The sequence below is a fragment of the Acidomonas methanolica genome (assembly GCF_004346035.1).
GTDB lineage: Bacteria > Pseudomonadota > Alphaproteobacteria > Acetobacterales > Acetobacteraceae > Acidomonas > Acidomonas methanolica.
Genome location: NZ_SLZN01000007.1, coordinates 1 through 15374 on the forward strand (window position 1 = coordinate 1; position 15374 = coordinate 15374).

General features: G+C 66.1%; 17 protein-coding genes and 1 pseudogene. 5 read left to right on the forward strand and 13 right to left on the reverse strand.

Translation table 11 applies throughout. From position 1 onward, the window contains the following. Nucleotides 1-95: 95 nt before the first annotated feature. Nucleotides 96-293 (forward strand): annotated as a pseudogene (locus EDC31_RS17680) (hypothetical protein); the annotation flags it as partial. Between the two features lie 304 nt (nt 294-597). On the opposite strand, the gene recA reads toward EDC31_RS17680, so the two are convergent. The 7 genes from recA to EDC31_RS07380 form a co-directional block, all read right to left on the reverse strand. Then, entirely contained in the window at nt 598-1641 is a 1044-nt protein-coding gene (recA, locus tag EDC31_RS07350) for a recombinase RecA (RefSeq protein WP_186819997.1), read from the reverse strand. A 162-nt stretch (nt 1642-1803) separates the two neighbouring features. Then, nucleotides 1804-2868 carry an EscU/YscU/HrcU family type III secretion system export apparatus switch protein gene (locus EDC31_RS07355; protein WP_042058190.1) on the reverse strand — a complete coding sequence of 355 codons (1065 nt, stop codon included), beginning with the start codon at nt 2866-2868 and terminating at the stop codon, nt 1804-1806. 3 nt (nt 2869-2871) lie between these two features. After that, nucleotides 2872-3678: a flagellar biosynthetic protein FliR gene (locus tag EDC31_RS07360; RefSeq protein ID WP_042058189.1), complete on the reverse strand. Its 807-nt coding sequence runs from the start codon at nt 3676-3678 to the stop codon at nt 2872-2874. Continuing rightward, nucleotides 3675-3947, reverse strand: coding sequence for a flagellar biosynthetic protein FliQ (locus EDC31_RS07365; protein WP_042058187.1), 273 nt, complete (start codon nt 3945-3947; stop codon nt 3675-3677). Before EDC31_RS07365 ends, EDC31_RS07360 begins: the two co-directional genes overlap by 4 nt. A 6-nt stretch (nt 3948-3953) precedes the next feature. After that, nucleotides 3954-4292: a flagellar hook-basal body complex protein FliE gene (locus tag EDC31_RS07370; protein WP_042058184.1), complete on the reverse strand. Its 339-nt coding sequence runs from the start codon at nt 4290-4292 to the stop codon at nt 3954-3956. Continuing rightward, nucleotides 4289-4696 (reverse strand): flagellar basal body rod protein FlgC, encoded by a 408-nt coding sequence (gene flgC, locus EDC31_RS07375; protein ID WP_042058181.1) that lies wholly within the window; start codon nt 4694-4696, stop codon nt 4289-4291. The genes EDC31_RS07370 and flgC overlap by 4 nt, the downstream gene beginning before the upstream one ends. A gap of 23 nt (nt 4697-4719) precedes the next feature. After that, complete coding sequence (locus tag EDC31_RS07380; RefSeq protein WP_042058179.1) at nt 4720-5127, reverse strand: flagellar basal body rod protein FlgB; 408 nt, start codon at nt 5125-5127, stop codon at nt 4720-4722. A 221-nt stretch (nt 5128-5348) separates the two neighbouring features. Between EDC31_RS07380 and EDC31_RS17915 the strand changes: the two genes are divergently transcribed. Together EDC31_RS17915 and fliP are read left to right on the forward strand one after the other, a co-directional pair. Further along, nucleotides 5349-5621 carry a hypothetical protein gene (locus tag EDC31_RS17915; RefSeq protein WP_042058177.1) on the forward strand — a complete coding sequence of 91 codons (273 nt, stop codon included), beginning with the start codon at nt 5349-5351 and terminating at the stop codon, nt 5619-5621. Beyond that, on the forward strand, nt 5618-6355 hold the full coding sequence (fliP, locus tag EDC31_RS07385) for a flagellar type III secretion system pore protein FliP (protein ID WP_042058175.1): 738 nt from the start codon (nt 5618-5620) through the stop codon (nt 6353-6355). The genes EDC31_RS17915 and fliP overlap by 4 nt, the downstream gene beginning before the upstream one ends. A 2-nt stretch (nt 6356-6357) precedes the next feature. Here fliP and EDC31_RS07390 read toward each other — a convergent pair whose 3' ends face one another. Further along, nucleotides 6358-7794, reverse strand: coding sequence for a gamma-glutamyltransferase (locus tag EDC31_RS07390; protein ID WP_042058173.1), 1437 nt, complete (start codon nt 7792-7794; stop codon nt 6358-6360). A 313-nt stretch (nt 7795-8107) separates the two neighbouring features. On the opposite strand from EDC31_RS07390, the gene EDC31_RS07395 reads away from it, so the two are divergent. Beyond that, a complete protein-coding gene (locus EDC31_RS07395) occupies nt 8108-8863 on the forward strand; it encodes a DsbA family protein (RefSeq protein WP_042058170.1) in 756 nt (251 codons plus the stop codon). A gap of 55 nt (nt 8864-8918) precedes the next feature. Here the strand turns inward: EDC31_RS07395 and rbsK are convergent, their stop codons facing one another. After that, nucleotides 8919-9854: a ribokinase gene (rbsK, locus tag EDC31_RS07400; protein ID WP_042058167.1), complete on the reverse strand. Its 936-nt coding sequence runs from the start codon at nt 9852-9854 to the stop codon at nt 8919-8921. Nucleotides 9855-10042: 188 nt separating this feature from the next. On the opposite strand from rbsK, the gene EDC31_RS18500 reads away from it, so the two are divergent. Next, nucleotides 10043-10273: a DUF488 family protein, N3 subclade gene (locus EDC31_RS18500; RefSeq protein WP_081797544.1), complete on the forward strand. Its 231-nt coding sequence runs from the start codon at nt 10043-10045 to the stop codon at nt 10271-10273. Between the two features lie 106 nt (nt 10274-10379). On the opposite strand, the gene EDC31_RS07410 is transcribed toward EDC31_RS18500, so the two are convergent. The 4 genes from EDC31_RS07410 to atpD form a co-directional block, all read right to left on the reverse strand. Next, nucleotides 10380-11084, reverse strand: coding sequence for an HAD family hydrolase (locus EDC31_RS07410; RefSeq protein ID WP_042058165.1), 705 nt, complete (start codon nt 11082-11084; stop codon nt 10380-10382). A 177-nt stretch (nt 11085-11261) separates the two neighbouring features. Further along, nucleotides 11262-13247, reverse strand: coding sequence for an OPT family oligopeptide transporter (locus EDC31_RS07415; RefSeq protein WP_042058162.1), 1986 nt, complete (start codon nt 13245-13247; stop codon nt 11262-11264). A 200-nt stretch (nt 13248-13447) separates the two neighbouring features. Continuing rightward, a complete protein-coding gene (gene atpC / locus EDC31_RS07420; protein ID WP_042058159.1) occupies nt 13448-13873 on the reverse strand; it encodes an ATP synthase F1 subunit epsilon in 426 nt (141 codons plus the stop codon). Nucleotides 13874-13877: 4 nt separating this feature from the next. Next, nucleotides 13878-15353 (reverse strand): F0F1 ATP synthase subunit beta, encoded by a 1476-nt coding sequence (atpD, locus tag EDC31_RS07425; RefSeq protein ID WP_042058157.1) that lies wholly within the window; start codon nt 15351-15353, stop codon nt 13878-13880. Nucleotides 15354-15374 lie beyond the last annotated feature (21 nt).

The following is a 15374-nucleotide window of genomic DNA, read 5'->3' on the forward strand; positions in this document are numbered from 1 at the left end:
TTCATCAGCAGCGTGCCGCCTAAACAGCATAACCAGAGGGGCCAGTTCCTCCGTTATCTCACACCATCCAAACTCCCAAATCTTTCGACGACGGAGACCTGGTACGGCAGGAGTTTCACGGGCTGATCATGGCTCACTTCGCAATCCGCGCCCTGATCCATGAGGCCGCCCTCAACGCAAACGAGGACCCGGACAGGCTCTCCTTTCTCCATGCCGTCAGGCTCGTGCGTCGCAAGATGGCCGCAGCCGCAGCCGTCGCCCTTTCCCCCTCGGAGCCGGACGGTCTTCCATAAGATGGTTCTCGCCGAACTCCTTCAGGAGCGCCTGACACCACGCATCGGCCGGCGCAATCCACGCGGCGCGAAATGCAAGATGTCCGGTTACCCGATCAGACCAAAGGCACAGTCCCCGCCAGCCCCGATCGACATCCGCATCGCAATCTATATCATTAAGTGAACAGCATTGGGGTTAGCCGCGGAGTTTCATCAGGGACCTCCGCCGCCAGGTCGGAAAAGTTTTTTGGTTCTTTTTTTCAAAAAAGAACCCTCATGCCTTGCGTCGACAATGACCGCTTCGCCGGAAAGACATCAGGCCATTTCACACGTCGAGTTCGGCCTCCGCCGCTTCCGTTTCATCCGGCGCCGTCAGCATCGCCTCCGCCACAACTCCGGCCTGCTCGCGGACACGCCGCTCGATCTCGTTCGCCACCTCCGCATGCTCACGCAGGAACTGTTTCGCGTTTTCACGCCCCTGCCCGATGCGTTGACTGTCAAAGGAAAACCATGAGCCGGATTTATCGACGATATTCGCCTTGACGCCGAGATCGATCAGTTCGCCCATCTTGCTGACGCCCTCGCCATACATGATGTCAAACTCGACCTGCCGGAACGGCGGTGCCATCTTGTTCTTGACCACCTTCACCCGCGTCTGGTTGCCCACCACCTCGTCCCGATCCTTGATCGAGCCGATGCGGCGAATATCCAGGCGGACTGACGCATAGAATTTCAGCGCATTGCCGCCCGTCGTCGTCTCCGGACTGCCGAACATCACGCCGATCTTCATGCGGATCTGGTTGAGGAAAATGACCATGGTGTTCGAGCGCGACACCGTGCCCGTCAGCTTCCGCAGCGCCTGACTCATCAGCCGCGCATGAAGCCCGACATGGCTGTCCCCCATATCTCCCTCAAGCTCGGCCCGCGGCACGAGCGCCGCAACGCTGTCCACCACCAACACGTCGATCGCGCCCGACCGCACCAGCGTATCGGCGATTTCCAGCGCCTGTTCGCCCGCATCCGGCTGGCTGAGCAGCAGATTGTCCACATCCACGCCCAGCTTGCGCGCGTAACCGGGGTCCAGCGCATGTTCCGCGTCGATGAAGGCGCAGGTGCCGCCCTTCTTCTGCGCTTCCGCGATCGCATGCAGGGCCAGAGTCGTCTTGCCCGAGCTTTCCGGGCCGTAAATCTCGATGATGCGCCCGCGCGGCAGCCCGCCGATCCCCAACGCGATATCCAGCCCCAGCGAGCCGCTGGAAATCACATCGGCCTGCTCCTTGGGCCTCTGGCCCATCCGCATGATCGAGCCCTTGCCGAACGCGCGTTCGATCTGGCTGAGCGCACCTTCCAGAGCCTTGGTCTTGTCCATGGTCATTCCCCGTCCCCGCTTTCCACACTCTCATCCATGTCACGACCAACGGCAATGCGTCATGTGCGCCATTAACCATTCGTTCGCATTTGTTCTTTTGAGAACATATCATGATTCTGCCATGACAAGGCAAGACTTTCCTTGCAGATTCGTGAAAAAAGATCACCTCCCCGCCTGGACGCCCTGCCCTTTCCTGATCCGCCAGACATACGCGATGATCGCAGCCACCACACGGAAATGCTCGACAGGCACTTCCGTATCCAGCGGCAGGGGATACAGGGCCCGCGCCAAAGGCGGATTCGGCACGATCGGCACATGGTTGGCCATGGCCACCTCGCGAATCCGCGCCGCCATCTCGTCCACGCCCCTCGCCACGATTTTCGGCGCGGCCTGCGCTCCACGCTCATAGACGAGCGCCACGGCGTAATGGGTAGGGTTCGTGACCACCACCGTCGCCTGCTTCACCGCCTTCATCATCTGCTGACGCGCCATCCGCGTCCGGAGCTGGCGAATCCTCCCCTTGATATGCGGATCGCCCTCCGTCTCGCGATATTCGTCCTTGAGCTCCTGCCGGCTCATCCGCAGCTTCGACAAGCGATGACGGAATCGCCAGAACACATCCAGCCCCGCGATCACGACATAGCCCGCCAGCAGCGTCATGGAGAGGCGAGCGAACGCATGCAGCAACGTCCCGCAAAGCGGCACAGGCCCGACTCCGACAAGGGAGAGCCCCTCCAGAAGGCTGCGACGCGCCACACCATAGACGAGCGCGCCGAGCAGGCCGATCTTGAGCAGGGCCTTCCCTCCCTCCATCAGCCCGCCGGTCCCGAAAACCCGTGTCAGCCCCTTCACGGGAGAAATCCTGCCCATATCCGGCATGATCCCCTCCGGACGCAGGAGAAATCCCGTCTGGAACAGCCCGAGCCCAACCGTCGCCACCGCCGCGAATCCGCCGACGGGAACGACAAGCGCCAGCCCGTGCCTCATCGCGATCCGGCCGAGCGCGGCAAGGGAGAGGCCGTCGTCGCCGGCATGAAACATCAATACAGCCATGGCACGCATGAAGGACGCGTATTGCCCCGGCAAGTAGAAGAGCAGCATGACCAGACCGGCGCCCATCCCTCCCAGCGTCAACACCTCCCGAGACTGGAGAACATTGCCTTCCCCCCGCGCTTTCTGAAGCCGCCGGGACGATGGTTCCTGTGTGCGGTCTTCCGATTCCGCCAAGGCTTACAGTCCCGGCAGGCCGGAAAGGATCGTGGACGCATTCTCGATCCAGACCGTCAGAATGCGCTCCACCATCAGGGCCGTCAGCGCAACGCCTCCGAAAATCCCGAGCGGCATGGCAAGGGAATAGACCTGCAAATTCGGCACGATCCGGCTCAGGATCGCCAGCGCGCCCTGCCAGAGCAGGGAAAACAACAGAAACGGCGCGACAAGCTGCATGGACAACAGGAACATCCGGCTCGTCAGCAAGACCACACTCTTCGTCGCATCCATCAGCAGAGGCATATGCGCCAGGCCGCCGGGGCCCCAGCCCAGCGGCACAAGCACGTAACTTCCGGTCAACGCACGCAACGGCAGGACATATGCCCCCGACAGCAGCAGCATCACTGGCGCCGCAAGGGAGAAAAACCGCCCGAGCACGGCGGCCGAGGCGCCCAGTTCGGGATCGGGCTGCAACACGCTGGACAATCCGGTCAGAAGCGAGACGAGTTGTCCCGCTACCGGCAGAATGAGGGCGGACAGGCGCGCCAGCCAGCCGATGAGCCCCCCCACCAGCAACTCGACGCCCCCCATGCCCGCCAGCCGCAGCGGCGTCACTCCGGCCACCTCTTGCGGCCCGAACCCCGCCTGCGCCAGCGGCACGACGAGAAGGGTGAGGCAGGCCGCGATTCCCGCCCGTACCATCACGGGCGAACTGCTTTCTCCCAGCCCCGGCATGAGCATGACCACCATGCCGACGCGGCACAACACCAGCCCGAACGTCAGAGCCAGAACCGGCAACGCCCGCAGAAACGCGTCTTCCGGCGTCATGTGCCACCCACCAGAATCATCTGATCGAACAGGAAGCGCCCGAAGGCGATGAGCGTGCCGGTCATGAACGAGCCTGTCACCATCATCACCACCCCGATCGCGATCACCTTGGGCACGAAAGCCAGTGTCGCTTCGTTGATCTGCGTCACGGCCTGGAACACCGCGATCACCAGCCCAACCCCCAGCGCGACGATAAGCGAGGGCGCACTCAGCTTGAGCGCGATCATCAGAGTCTCATGCAGAATGGCGCGGAGATCGACTGCTTGCATGGCCGTTCAGATCGACATCCGCATGACGTCCTGATAGGCCTGCACGAATCGATCGCGCAGCACCGTCGTCGTCTGCAAGGCAAGCTGGGCGTTGGCGACCGCCGTCACGATGCCCGTCACGTCACCATGACCGGACAATCCCTGCGCGGCAAGGGCCTCCGCCCCATGTCCGGTCTGGATCGCGGAGCTGACGGCACTTCCGAGAACGCTGCCGAATTCAGCTCCGGACGACGATGCTGAAAACGCCGGGGCTTCCGTGCCGCCCGTCCGATCCCCCTGCGCCGTCGCCGCCTGACGCATGGTCTCGGCATAGGCGTTGAAGGCCTGCGTCACATTGCCGATCATTTCAGAATATCCAGCGTGCGCGAGAGCATGGTGCGCGTTGCCTGCATCGTGTTGAGATTGGCTTCATAGGAGCGTTGCGCCTCGCGCATGTCCATCGTCTCCACCATGGTGTCCACATTGGCGATCTTCACATATCCCCGCGCATCCGCCGCGGGATGCGACGGATCGTAGCGAAGCTGGAAGTCCGACTGATCCCGCCCGATCTCCCGCACCTCGACGGAACTTTCGCCCGTCTCGTCGTCGATCGCCTCGCCGAAGGTGATGGTCTTCCGGCGATAGGGGTCCGCGCCGGGCGTCGAGCCGGTCGTATCCGCATTGGCGAGATTCTCGGCAATCACCCGCAGACGCTGGCTCTGCGCGTCCATACCGCTCGTGGAAACGCCGATAGTGCTCGAAAAGTCCATGACGACCTGTCCTGCCTGTCCCTTTATTTGTCGAGCACCGTCTGAAACATGCTCATGTATTTCGTATAGAGATTGGTCGCGAGATGCTGCTGATCCTGCACATCGGCGACCTGTTCCAGTTCATGCTCCAGCGACACCTGGTTGCCATCGAGAGATCGCTCCGAAGCCGGGCGTGCCGTCACCCGCACCGGGTCCGCGGAAACACCGAAATGCGCCTCGTTCGTCCGCACCGGCTCGACATCGAATTCATCGACGGCCGCCTGAAACGGCGTCACGTCCTTCGGCGCAAAGTCGGGCGTATCGGCATTGGCGACATTCCCCGCCAACACCTCCTGACGGGCGGACAGCCAGGACAGACGCCGCGCTCCGAGAGCGAGCAGATCCGTTCCCTGACCGCCGGTTTCCGGCGCGATCCTGTCCGCGTTCAGCATGGCTCTCTGTCACCTCTCGCCGTTCCGGGAATCGACTCGTCAGGAATCGATTCGATGCGGAGCCGAGCATGGCGGCGAAAAGTTAATGCTTCGTTTCCACACCAAAGATTCGGCCGGAAAATCGACGCGAAAATTTTTCGCGCTCTTCCCCCTCGCCCGTTAACCATCCGTTATGGATTCCCACTCTAGGCTCGGGACGAACATCGACCCGCAGGCCCAACATGAGTGTTTCCGATCTCGCCTATCCGATCAGCGTTCTCGCCACGCTTCTGGCGCTTCTGCTCGCGAGCCGCCCGCTGCTCAGGCGCTGGCAGCATCGCCTCGCCGCGCCGCCGGACGCCCTGATCTCCCTGCGCGCCAGCCATATGCTGGATCGCAGCCGACGGCTTCTGCTCGTGGAGTGCGACGGCGCGCGCCTCGTCGTCCTGACCGGCGGCAGCCAGGACATCATCTTGCCCTGGCCCGGAACAGGCGGGACGGAGGCCGGTCCGTGAGACGCTCCCTTCACCTCATCATCGCCCTCGGCCTGCTCCTCCTGCCGGCTCACGCCTTCGCCCAGTCCCTCAACATAGATCTCGGCCAGAGCGGCGCGGGAACCACGAGTCGACTGGTGCAGCTCACCGCGCTGATCACAGTGCTTTCCCTCGCCCCCAGCCTGCTGGTGATGGTCACGGCCTTCACGCGCATCATCATCGTGCTCTCCCTGCTCCGGAACGCGCTGGGCACGCAGGGCACACCGCCGAACACCGTGCTGATCGGGCTCGCGCTCTTCCTGACGCTCTTCGTGATGCAACCCGTGCTCGACCGCTCATGGACGGAGGGACTCATGCCCATGATGAATGGAAAGATCGGCGAGCTGGAGGGGCTGAAGGCCGCCGCCGAACCCTTCCGCGCCTTCATGCTGGCCCATGTCCGGGGCACGGATCTGGCGACCTTCCTCAACCTCGCCCATCTGCCCCAGCCGATCCATCCGACGGACGCCCCCTGGCGCGCGCTCATGCCCGCTTTCATGGTCGGCGAACTGAGTCGCGGGTTCGAGATGGGCTTCCTGCTCTATCTGCCGTTTCTGGTCATCGACCTGGTCGTTTCAAGCATCCTGATGAGCCTCGGCATGATGATGCTGCCGCCGGCGACCGTCTCGCTGCCCTTCAAGCTCATCTTCTTCGTCCTGGTGGATGGCTGGCAACTGGTCTCAGGCAGCCTCGTCCGCAGCTTCGGAATGGGATGAAGTCAGTTCCCGGGACGTCCGTTCGTCCGCGTGCCGACCGCGAGGCCCGATCCGCGCGGATCGGTCTCCCCCACACATTCGCCGTCCGTCCCGCAGATCGCGGCATTCACGCGACCGCTCCCCCGATGCGGAACCGGCCTGCCATTCAGGATGGCGCCAACGGCGGCCCCGAGCGCCTCCGCCGCGTCGTTCTGGCCGGAACTCGCGGCAACGCCCCGCAGCGCGCCGCGCGATTCGACGATCGACGCCCCCAGCAGCGGCGTCACCACCCGCGCCGGGGAAGCGGCCAGCACGACCCCCATTCCGTCCGTCACGCGCCCCGTGCCGAAGAGATTGTTGTCGGTCAGGGCGCAGGCCACGGCATTCCCCTGCCGATCGGTCACGAGAAACGAGGTTGAGGCCGGCAGGGCGGGCAACGAGCCGCCGCTCCGTATTTCGCCGCCATCCAGCATGGCCTGCGCCTGGGCGACCAGATCGCCCCCCTGCGCGCCATGCGCCGCGCGCCAGGCCGCGACCGCGCCGTTGGCGGACGCCCCGCGCAGCATCGCGGCCGCTCCGAAGCCGCCATCCGCCGGAGGCGGAAGGAAATAGGCCACCGTCTCGCCCTGCGCGACCCGCAGGGACGGCCCCTCGACGGGCAAGGCCGCACGCATCGCCTCCGGGGAGAGATCCCCGCCCGCCTGCGTGGCCGCCTCGGCGAAAATCCCGCTCAACGCGCCATTATAAAGATCGCCCACGCCCATCCGCGCGAGGCGCTCGATGAAATTGGCCAGTTCCGGCTGCTGGAGCTCGTCGCCGCTCTGCAAGGGCGTGCCGTCGACCCGGGAGAAGATCGACCGCGCCACCTCATCGGCAAACAACGCATTGTGCACAGCCGCGATATCGCTGCTCAGGGCCCGGCTGACGGTTATGCCGGCCCGCGCCAGACGGATCGCTGGACGCAGCGTGTCGGCGAAATCCACGCTGCCGTAGCGCAACTGCATGAGGAAGATGCCGCGCGGCGTCATCGGCACCGCCGCCGGACGATCGCCCTGCTTCGACGCGCCCGCGCCGGAGGGAGCCACGGGAAGAAAGAGAAAGGAGTGCGGCGCTTCCTTCGGACGCGAGGCGATGCAGGCCCCGCCGCCGCCCAGCGAGGCGCGCGACGGCAACGTCACCGCCAGCGCCATGGCGACCGTCGCCGCCGCATCCGCCGCGTTGCCGCCGCGCGCCAGCACGTCCTGCCCGGCCAACGCGGCCTGAGGCTCGTCCGCCACCACGGCGCCGACATAGCCAGTCAGCAGATTGCTGGTATGCCCGAACAGGTCGTGCCCGATGATGGCGACGCCCTGCGGCACGCCACCGCATCCGGACAGGAACAATACTGTCGAGGCAAGCGCGCCGGCGATGAGACGGGAACGGCGAAATTTCTGTCGAGCGTCCTGCCGGCGTTGCACCACGTGCGATCTCTCCCCAGGCCCGTCCGGGCCGAATATAATCCGCGACCAATCCGCAGGCGTGCGAAGCCCTGCCGAATCCCGCACGGCAACCACGTCCCTCACGCATCTAACCGCGATCCCCGCGCGCGGCAACATGCCTCCGGGCCGTGCCGCCTCTCCGGGACTGTTTCATGCGCCCCGCCGCCGACGGACCGCTCCCGCTTCAACATCAGAATCCTGAAACCGTCTCCCGCCCACCCGCACCTTTGCGCGATCCGCCGCAATAGCCTATGCAACCCTGATCCCGCCCCCGGACCGACCGGAATGATCGCCCATGACGCTTCGCCCGCATCTCTTCGCCGCCATTGCCGCGCTCGGCCTTGCCGCACCCGCCGCACGAGCCGAGCCGCCCTCCGGCTTTACCCCGGCGCAGCGTCAGGAAATCGTCTCGATCCTGCGGGACGCCCTGAAGACCGACCCCACGATCCTTGGCGACGCCATCATCGCCCTGCGAAGGGATGCGGAAAAGAACGCCCGCAGCAGCGCGCTGACCGCCCTCCGCGACAACCGCGCCGCGCTGGAGACCGGCCCCGCCTATACGCTGCGCGGCAATCCCTCCGGCGATGTGACGGTCGTCGAGTTCCTCGACCCGCGCTGCGGCTATTGCCGCGCCATGGTTCCGGTGGTGGACAAGCTGCTCGCCGCCGATTCCCATGTCAGGCTGGTGGAGAAAGTCATCCCCGTGCTGGGCGAGAAAAGCGTGCTGGACGCGCAGGCAATCCTCGCCGCCGCGCGTCAGGGCGGATACGACAAGATGAAACGCGCCCTGATGCTCGACAAGCAGGAGCCAAGTCTCGACCGCGTCCGTGCCGTTGCCTCGGCCAACGGGCTGGATGCGGACAAGCTGGTCGCGGATATCAAGGACCCCGGCATCGCCCGGGAACTCAACGACAACCTCGCCCTGGCCCGCGCCATCGGGCTCGACGGCACGCCGACCTTCATCTTCGGCAACAGCAGCGTCATTCCCGGCGCGATTTCGCTGCAAAACATGCAGGCCAACGTGAAAGCCGTGCGCGAAAGCAAAGGCTGATCGTCCCGGACTCCGTTCCCGGAGCCCCCGGCAATGGGGCCGACGAAACGGCCTCTCACGCCAGCAGCGCGCGAACCTCCTCCCAGTCCGGCGCCGCCTCCGCCGCGCCGGGCCGCGTCACGGCAAGAGCGCCGCAGATCGCCGCCATCCGCACCGCCTCGGCCAGATCGCGCCCAGCCGCCAACCCCACCGCCAGACCGGCATTGAAGCAATCGCCCGCCGCGACCGTATCCACGACACGCACCGGCAAGGGCGGAACGAACCCGCCGGATTCCCCCTGCTGCCACCACACGCCGCGCCCGCCCATCTTCACGGCCGCCGCCCGCGCACCAAGCGCCAGCAACGCCCGCGCGGCCCGCGCCGCATCCTCCGGCCCTTCGGGGCGAATCCCCGTCAGCGCCTCCGTCTCGCTCTCATTGGGCGTCACCACGTCCACCAGGGACCAGAGCGCCGCGGGCAAGGGACCGGACGGCGCGGGAGCGGGATCGAGCACAACCCGCGCGCCCGCCGCCCTGCCGCGCTCCGCCGCCGCGCTCACCGCCGCGAGCGGTACTTCCAGTTGCAGCAGCACGACCGCGGCTCGGGCGAACACCGCCTCCGCCTCGGCCACATCGGCGACGCCGACAGCCATGTTCGCCCCGCCCACCACGGTGATGCAGTTCTCACCCGATTCCTCGATCCCGATCAGCGCCAGCCCGGTCGGATGCGCCGCATCCTCGCGCATGGCCTCCAGTTCCACCCCGAACGCCCCGAGCGCCTCGCGCGCCCGCGCGCCGAACGCGTCACGCCCGATCCGCCCCACCAGAGCGGCGCTCACCCCGACCCCCGCCCCGAGCCGCGCCGCGGCGGCGGCCTGGTTCGCCCCCTTGCCGCCCAGCCCGATGGCATAGCTCTCACCATGCACGGTCTCTCCCGGGCGCGGCAAACGCCGCGTCCGCGCGGTCACGTCAATATTGATGCTGCCGAAGGAAAGAATGAGAGGGTTGGTCATGCAGTGGAACCCGGATGCCGCAAAACGAAGAGCCGTCGCTCTTTCCGACCTGACCACGAAACCTCCCGATGAGACACCGCAGCCAGACCATCAAAAGTCTTTTTGCTTCTTTTTCTTCAGAAAAAGAAGACCCCACCCACACCCCTCCACCCGTCCCTCAGGAGAAAGCCGCCCCTCTTTCCTGAAAGATTGATGAACCGGGATTTTCTCGACAAACTGCGGCCACTCCAGCCGCGCACCGTCAATCGGCTGCTCTTCCGCGAAAGGCCGCGCTGACCTTATGGCTGAAAGAGATCGCACCGAATCCCGCCTTGCGCGAGCGGTTCGGCCACGCCCCCGCGCGATGGACCGAGTTCGGCTGCCGATACCGCGCCGAACTGACGGACACCGACCATGACGAGGCTATCCGACACCTCTGAAGCGCTTCTGAAACACGGGCCGGTCACGTTGCTCCACGCCGCGCCTCATCACGCCCTCATATTGGCCGCATATCTCCGCAACCAACCCTAGACGCCGGCGCCTCCCTCACATATCCACGCGCCGCAGCCAGTCGCGGACATGGAGAAGGCTCTCCACCACGGCGAAGGCCTTTCCGCGCACATCCTCCGAGGGCGCAAGCAGGTCCGGCACCACCACGACGCGGAATCCCGCCGCATACGCCGCCAGCGCGCCGCTATGGGAATCCTCCAGCGCCAGCCCGTCCTCGGGCGCGACGCCGATCCGTTCCGCCGCCTTCAGATAGGGCTCCGGATCGGGCTTGCCCCGGATGACGTCGTCACGCGTCACCACGGCGTCAAAACGCCCGTCCAGCCCGGCCAGCTTCAGATGATGCTCCGCGCGATACCGGCTCGACGACGTCGCGATGGCGCGCGGCAACTGCAATTCGTCGAGCAGTTCCAGCAGCGGCTCGACGCCCTCCTTGAGCACGAGCCGCCCCGTATCGACATAGCGGCGCAGATGCTCCTCCTGAAGCTGGAAGAACCGCTCCATCGGGAAATCCGCGCCGTATTCCTCCCGCACCAGCTTGCGGCACCCATCCGCCGGAACGCCGATCATGCGGCGGCAGAAGCTCAGCGGCATGTCATGACCCAGATCGCGGGCCGCCTCCTCCAGCGCGTCCATGGCGAGGGTTTCGCTGTCGAGCAGCAAACCGTCCATGTCGAAAACGACGCCACGGATCGGCGTCGTACGGGCGGGCAGGGAGGTCTCGGCGCGGGTGCGATCCGTCATGGGGTCATCCTTCTGCGGTTGCGGTCACAAAGTCGTGGAAAGGTCATGGACCACACGAGCGGCCTGTTCCGGTCGCTCGCAGGGTATTTCTTCTTTTTCTGAAAAAATGGGTTCGAATCTTCACGGCACGAGGCGTCCTTCCGCCGCTTCAGCTTCATGACACCCCCTCGGAGACAGTCAAACGTCGCACCGCTGGAGGTGGTTTTCCTGCCCCCCGAAATCGTCCCTCCGGGACTGGCGCAACATCCGCGCGAACCAGAGCGCCACGCCGAGAAACGCCGCGCCCCCCAGCAGCGTCGCCAGCCCCGGCGCGACCGGCAGGGCCAGCGCGTCGCTCCGTCCGGCGGCTCCGCTCACCGCCGCCAGCGCCACGCCCATCAGGCTCTCGCCCACGATGAAGCCCGAGGCCAGCATGGTGCCGATTCCTCCCTCGCCCTGCTTGCGCCCGCGCAGCACCAGCCAGCTGACGACCGCCCCGAACGCGATCGTCACGGATATATCCGACGGCAGATAGATCCCCATCCCCACCGCCAGCGGCGGCACGGCGAACCCGAAGCGCCGCGCGATCCGGTCCAGCGCCACCAGACCCAGACCCAGCGCCGCGCCGATCAGGATCATCGGCCAGTCCAGCCCGCCCAGGAGAATCCCTTCGGCGATCGCCGCCATCAGCGCCGGCTGCGGGGCCGCGAGGGCGCGGGTCGCATCCATGCCCGGGCGCGGCAGCGTGCCCACGAAGCCATAGGCCTGATAGAGCACGTTCAACACGGGCGGAATCACCACCGCCCCCACGACGCAGCCGATCAGCAGCGCGAGTTCCTGACGCCAGGGACTTGCCCCCACGAGCTGGCCCGTCTTGAGATCCTGGAGATTGTCGTTCGAGATCGCCGCCGAGGCGGTCAGCGCCGTCAGGACGAACAGCCCGAAGGCGATGGCCAGCTTCTGGTCCTGCGCGGCGAAGGCGGGCGGCAGGAGATGCAGCGCCTCCAGCCCCAGCATGGCGAGGCTGAGCAGGACGATGGCGATGATGCCGATGCCCGAGATGGGCGAGGAGGACGACCCCACGATCCCCGCCATGTAGCCGCAGGCCGCCGCGACCAGAAAGCCGAGCACCACACAGGCGGCCAGTCCGAGCAGCACGGGAACCGCCATCCCCGCGCCGAACGGCAGCGCCGGATGCAGGAACAGCGCGAAGAGCGCGGCGAGCGTCAGCGTCAGAACCACGCCGATCGCCAGAATCGCGACGGGCGGCAGATCACGGTCCGAATCGCCCGCCGTCGCGCGATGACGCGCGGAGAGCGCCTCCTTCAATCCGCTCGCGACCGGCCCCATCAGGCTGAGCAGCGTCGCGACCGCCGCGACCGCGATCGTCCCCGCGCCCAGGAAACGCACCTTGTGCAGCCAGATTGCCGTCGCCAGCGCCTGGGGCGTGGCGCCCGCATGATCGGTGAGCGCCGTCAGCCACGGCACGGCCACCCCCCAGCCGATCGCGACGCCGAACAGCATCGCCAGCCCGCCACCGATTCCCACGAGATAGCCGGTGCCGAACAGCGCCAGCGAAAACGAGCCATGGATGCGGAACACCGCATTGCCCAGCGACGCCACCGCGCCGACCCCGTCGGAAAACAGCCGCAGGCCGCCGCCGGCCAGCGTCATGAGCGCGGCGATCACCCCGCCCGACGCCAGCGCACGCACCGACGCCGCATCTCCCTCGGGCGAGGACGCATGAAGGATTTCGGCGCAGGCCACGCCTTCCGGATAGGGCAGCGCGCTCCGCGTCACCAGCGCGCGACGCAGCGGAATGGTGAACAGCACGCCCGTCATGCCGCCTGCCAGCGAGATCAGCATGGTCTGCCAGTAGGGGAAATTCCGCCAGTATCCGACCATGACCAGCGCGGGCACGGCGGCGAAGACGCAGCTCAGCGTCCCCGCCGCGGAGGCCTGCGTCTGCACCATGTTGTTCTCCAGCACGGTCGAACGCCCCAGCATCCGAAGCACCGCCATGGAAATCACCGCCGCCGGAATGGAGGACGCGATGGTCAGGCCGATCTTGAGCCCGAGATAGACATTGGACGCGGTGAAAACCAGCGTGATGAGCGCCCCCAGCACGATCCCGCGCCAGGATAGCTCTCCCCCGGCACGGCCGGCAGCATTCATGAAGGACATCCTCAGCCCGTATTGCGATACGGGGCTTTCGAGAGCGGGTGCGTCCGGAAAGTCCCGGCCCCTATCTGGCCCTGTTTTGCAACAAAGGGCCAGCCCCGAAAGAAAGCCGGTCGTGTCCGGGTCCGAATTCCAACGCCGGGTTGACGGGGCCGACGCAGGGCAAGGTCATGAGACGCGCCCGGGCGTCGAGACGACCCCGTTCAGTGACGGGTCGCGTTCAGCAGCAACTCGGCCGCCTCGATCTCGGCGCGGACGGCCTGGATATGGCGGGCGATCGTGTCCTGGGTGGAGATGTCCTCGGCCGCCACGTTGGCAAAGGACGATTCCAGCCCCGCGAGACGGGTGCGGGCGTTCTCGATGGAGATTTCGGAGAGCATCTTCACCTCGTCCGCCAGGACCGTGCAGCGTTCCGCCGTCATGTCGGCGAAACCGCCACTGATGAAATACTGCTCGACGATCTGGCCGCCCTCATAGAGGGAGACGAGGCCGCCGCGCAGCATCATCATGATCGGCGCATGGCCCGGCATGGCCGCGATGTCGCCCTCGGCGCCCGGGATCACCGCCATCTGCACGTCCTTGCGGAGAAGAAGCTTCTCGGGGCTGATGATTTCGAGCTGCACAGACATGGGATCAGCCCTGCTCGCGCATCTTGGCGGCCTTCGCGATCACCTCGTCGATCCCGCCGACCATGTAGAACGCGCCTTCCGGCAGGTCGTCATGCTTGCCCTCGACCACTTCCTTGAAGCTGCGGACCGTGTCGTCCAGCGAGACCAGCTTGCCCGGCGCGCCCGTGAACACCTCAGCCACATGGAAGGGCTGGGACAGGAAACGCTGGATGCGGCGCGCGCGGGCGACGATCTTCTTGTCGTCGTCCGACAGCTCGTCCATGCCGAGAATGGCGATGATGTCCTGCAGACCCTTGTAGGTCTGGAGAATCACCTGCACCGACCGCGCGACCTGGTAATGCTCCTCGCCGACGATCTTCGGATCGAGCGAACGCGACGTCGAATCCAGCGGGTCCACGGCGGGGTAGATGCCCATTTCCGCGATCGAGCGGTTCAGAACCGTCGTGGCGTCGAGATGCGCGAAGGTCGCGGCCGGAGCCGGATCGGTCAGGTCGTCGGCGGGGACGTAGACGGCCTGCACCGAGGTGATCGACCCCTTCTTCGTGGAGGTGATGCGCTCCTGCAACGCGCCCATCTCCGTGGCGAGGGTCGGCTGGTAGCCCACCGCCGAGGGAATGCGCCCGAGCAGGGCCGAGACTTCCGAGCCCGCCTGGGTGAAGCGGAAGATGTTGTCCACGAAGAACAGCACGTCCTGCCCTTCCTCGTCGCGGAAATACTCGGCGAGGGACAGGCCGGTCAGCGCGATGCGCGCGCGGGCGCCCGGCGGCTCGTTCATCTGGCCATAGACCAGCGCCACCTTGGAGCCCTTGGTCGAGCCGTCCTCGTTGATCTTGATGACGCCCGCGTCCTGCATCTCGAAATACAGGTCGTTCCCCTCGCGGGTCCGCTCGCCGACGCCGGCGAAGACCGACACGCCGCCATGGGCCTTGGCGATGTTGTTGATGAGTTCCTGGATGATGACGGTCTTGCCGACGCCCGCGCCGCCGAACAGGCCGATCTTGCCGCCCTTCAGATAGGGGCAGAGGAGGTCCACCACCTTGATGCCGGTGACGAGGATCTCGGACGCCGCCGCCTGCTCGTCGAAAGCGGGAGCCGGACGATGGATCGGGTAATACGTGTCGGCGTTCACCGGACCGCGATCGTCGATCGCCTCGCCGACCACGTTCAGGATGCGCCCGAGCGTCGCGGGGCCGACCGGCACCGTGATCTGCGTGCCGGTGTCCCTGACCTCCTGGCCGCGGCTCAGCCCGTCCGTGCTGTCCATGGCGATGCAGCGCACTTCACGCTCGCCGATCTCCTGCGCGACTTCGAGCACCAGCGTCTGGTCGCCCTTCTGCACGTGCAGCGCGTTGAGGATATGCGGCAGCGTCCCTTCGAACTGCACGTCCACGACCGGGCCGCGAATCTGGGTGATGCGCCCGACGACGTTGCTGCTCCCGAGGCTGCTCGCGGGAATTTCGGGGGAAAGGGTTTCGGACATCGTGTTCGGCTCCTGGGTCGG

Coding starts and splice junctions, on each gene's coding strand:
- EDC31_RS17915 (WP_042058177.1), top strand. CDS start 5,349: ATGAGTGTTTCCGATCTCGCCTATCCGATCAGCGTTCTCGCCACGCTT.
- EDC31_RS07360 (WP_042058189.1), bottom strand. CDS start 3,678: ATGACGCCGGAAGACGCGTTTCTGCGGGCGTTGCCGGTTCTGGCTCTG.
- EDC31_RS07365 (WP_042058187.1), bottom strand. CDS start 3,947: ATGCAAGCAGTCGATCTCCGCGCCATTCTGCATGAGACTCTGATGATC.
- rbsK (WP_042058167.1), bottom strand. CDS start 9,854: ATGACCAACCCTCTCATTCTTTCCTTCGGCAGCATCAATATTGACGTG.
- EDC31_RS07415 (WP_042058162.1), bottom strand. CDS start 13,247: ATGTCCTTCATGAATGCTGCCGGCCGTGCCGGGGGAGAGCTATCCTGG.
- atpD (WP_042058157.1), bottom strand. CDS start 15,353: ATGTCCGAAACCCTTTCCCCCGAAATTCCCGCGAGCAGCCTCGGGAGC.
- EDC31_RS07395 (WP_042058170.1), top strand. CDS start 8,108: ATGACGCTTCGCCCGCATCTCTTCGCCGCCATTGCCGCGCTCGGCCTT.
- EDC31_RS07380 (WP_042058179.1), bottom strand. CDS start 5,127: ATGCTGAACGCGGACAGGATCGCGCCGGAAACCGGCGGTCAGGGAACG.
- recA (WP_186819997.1), bottom strand. CDS start 1,641: ATGGACAAGACCAAGGCTCTGGAAGGTGCGCTCAGCCAGATCGAACGC.
- EDC31_RS07370 (WP_042058184.1), bottom strand. CDS start 4,292: ATGATCGGCAATGTGACGCAGGCCTTCAACGCCTATGCCGAGACCATG.
- EDC31_RS07410 (WP_042058165.1), bottom strand. CDS start 11,084: ATGACGGATCGCACCCGCGCCGAGACCTCCCTGCCCGCCCGTACGACG.
- atpC (WP_042058159.1), bottom strand. CDS start 13,873: ATGTCTGTGCAGCTCGAAATCATCAGCCCCGAGAAGCTTCTTCTCCGC.
- flgC (WP_042058181.1), bottom strand. CDS start 4,696: ATGGACTTTTCGAGCACTATCGGCGTTTCCACGAGCGGTATGGACGCG.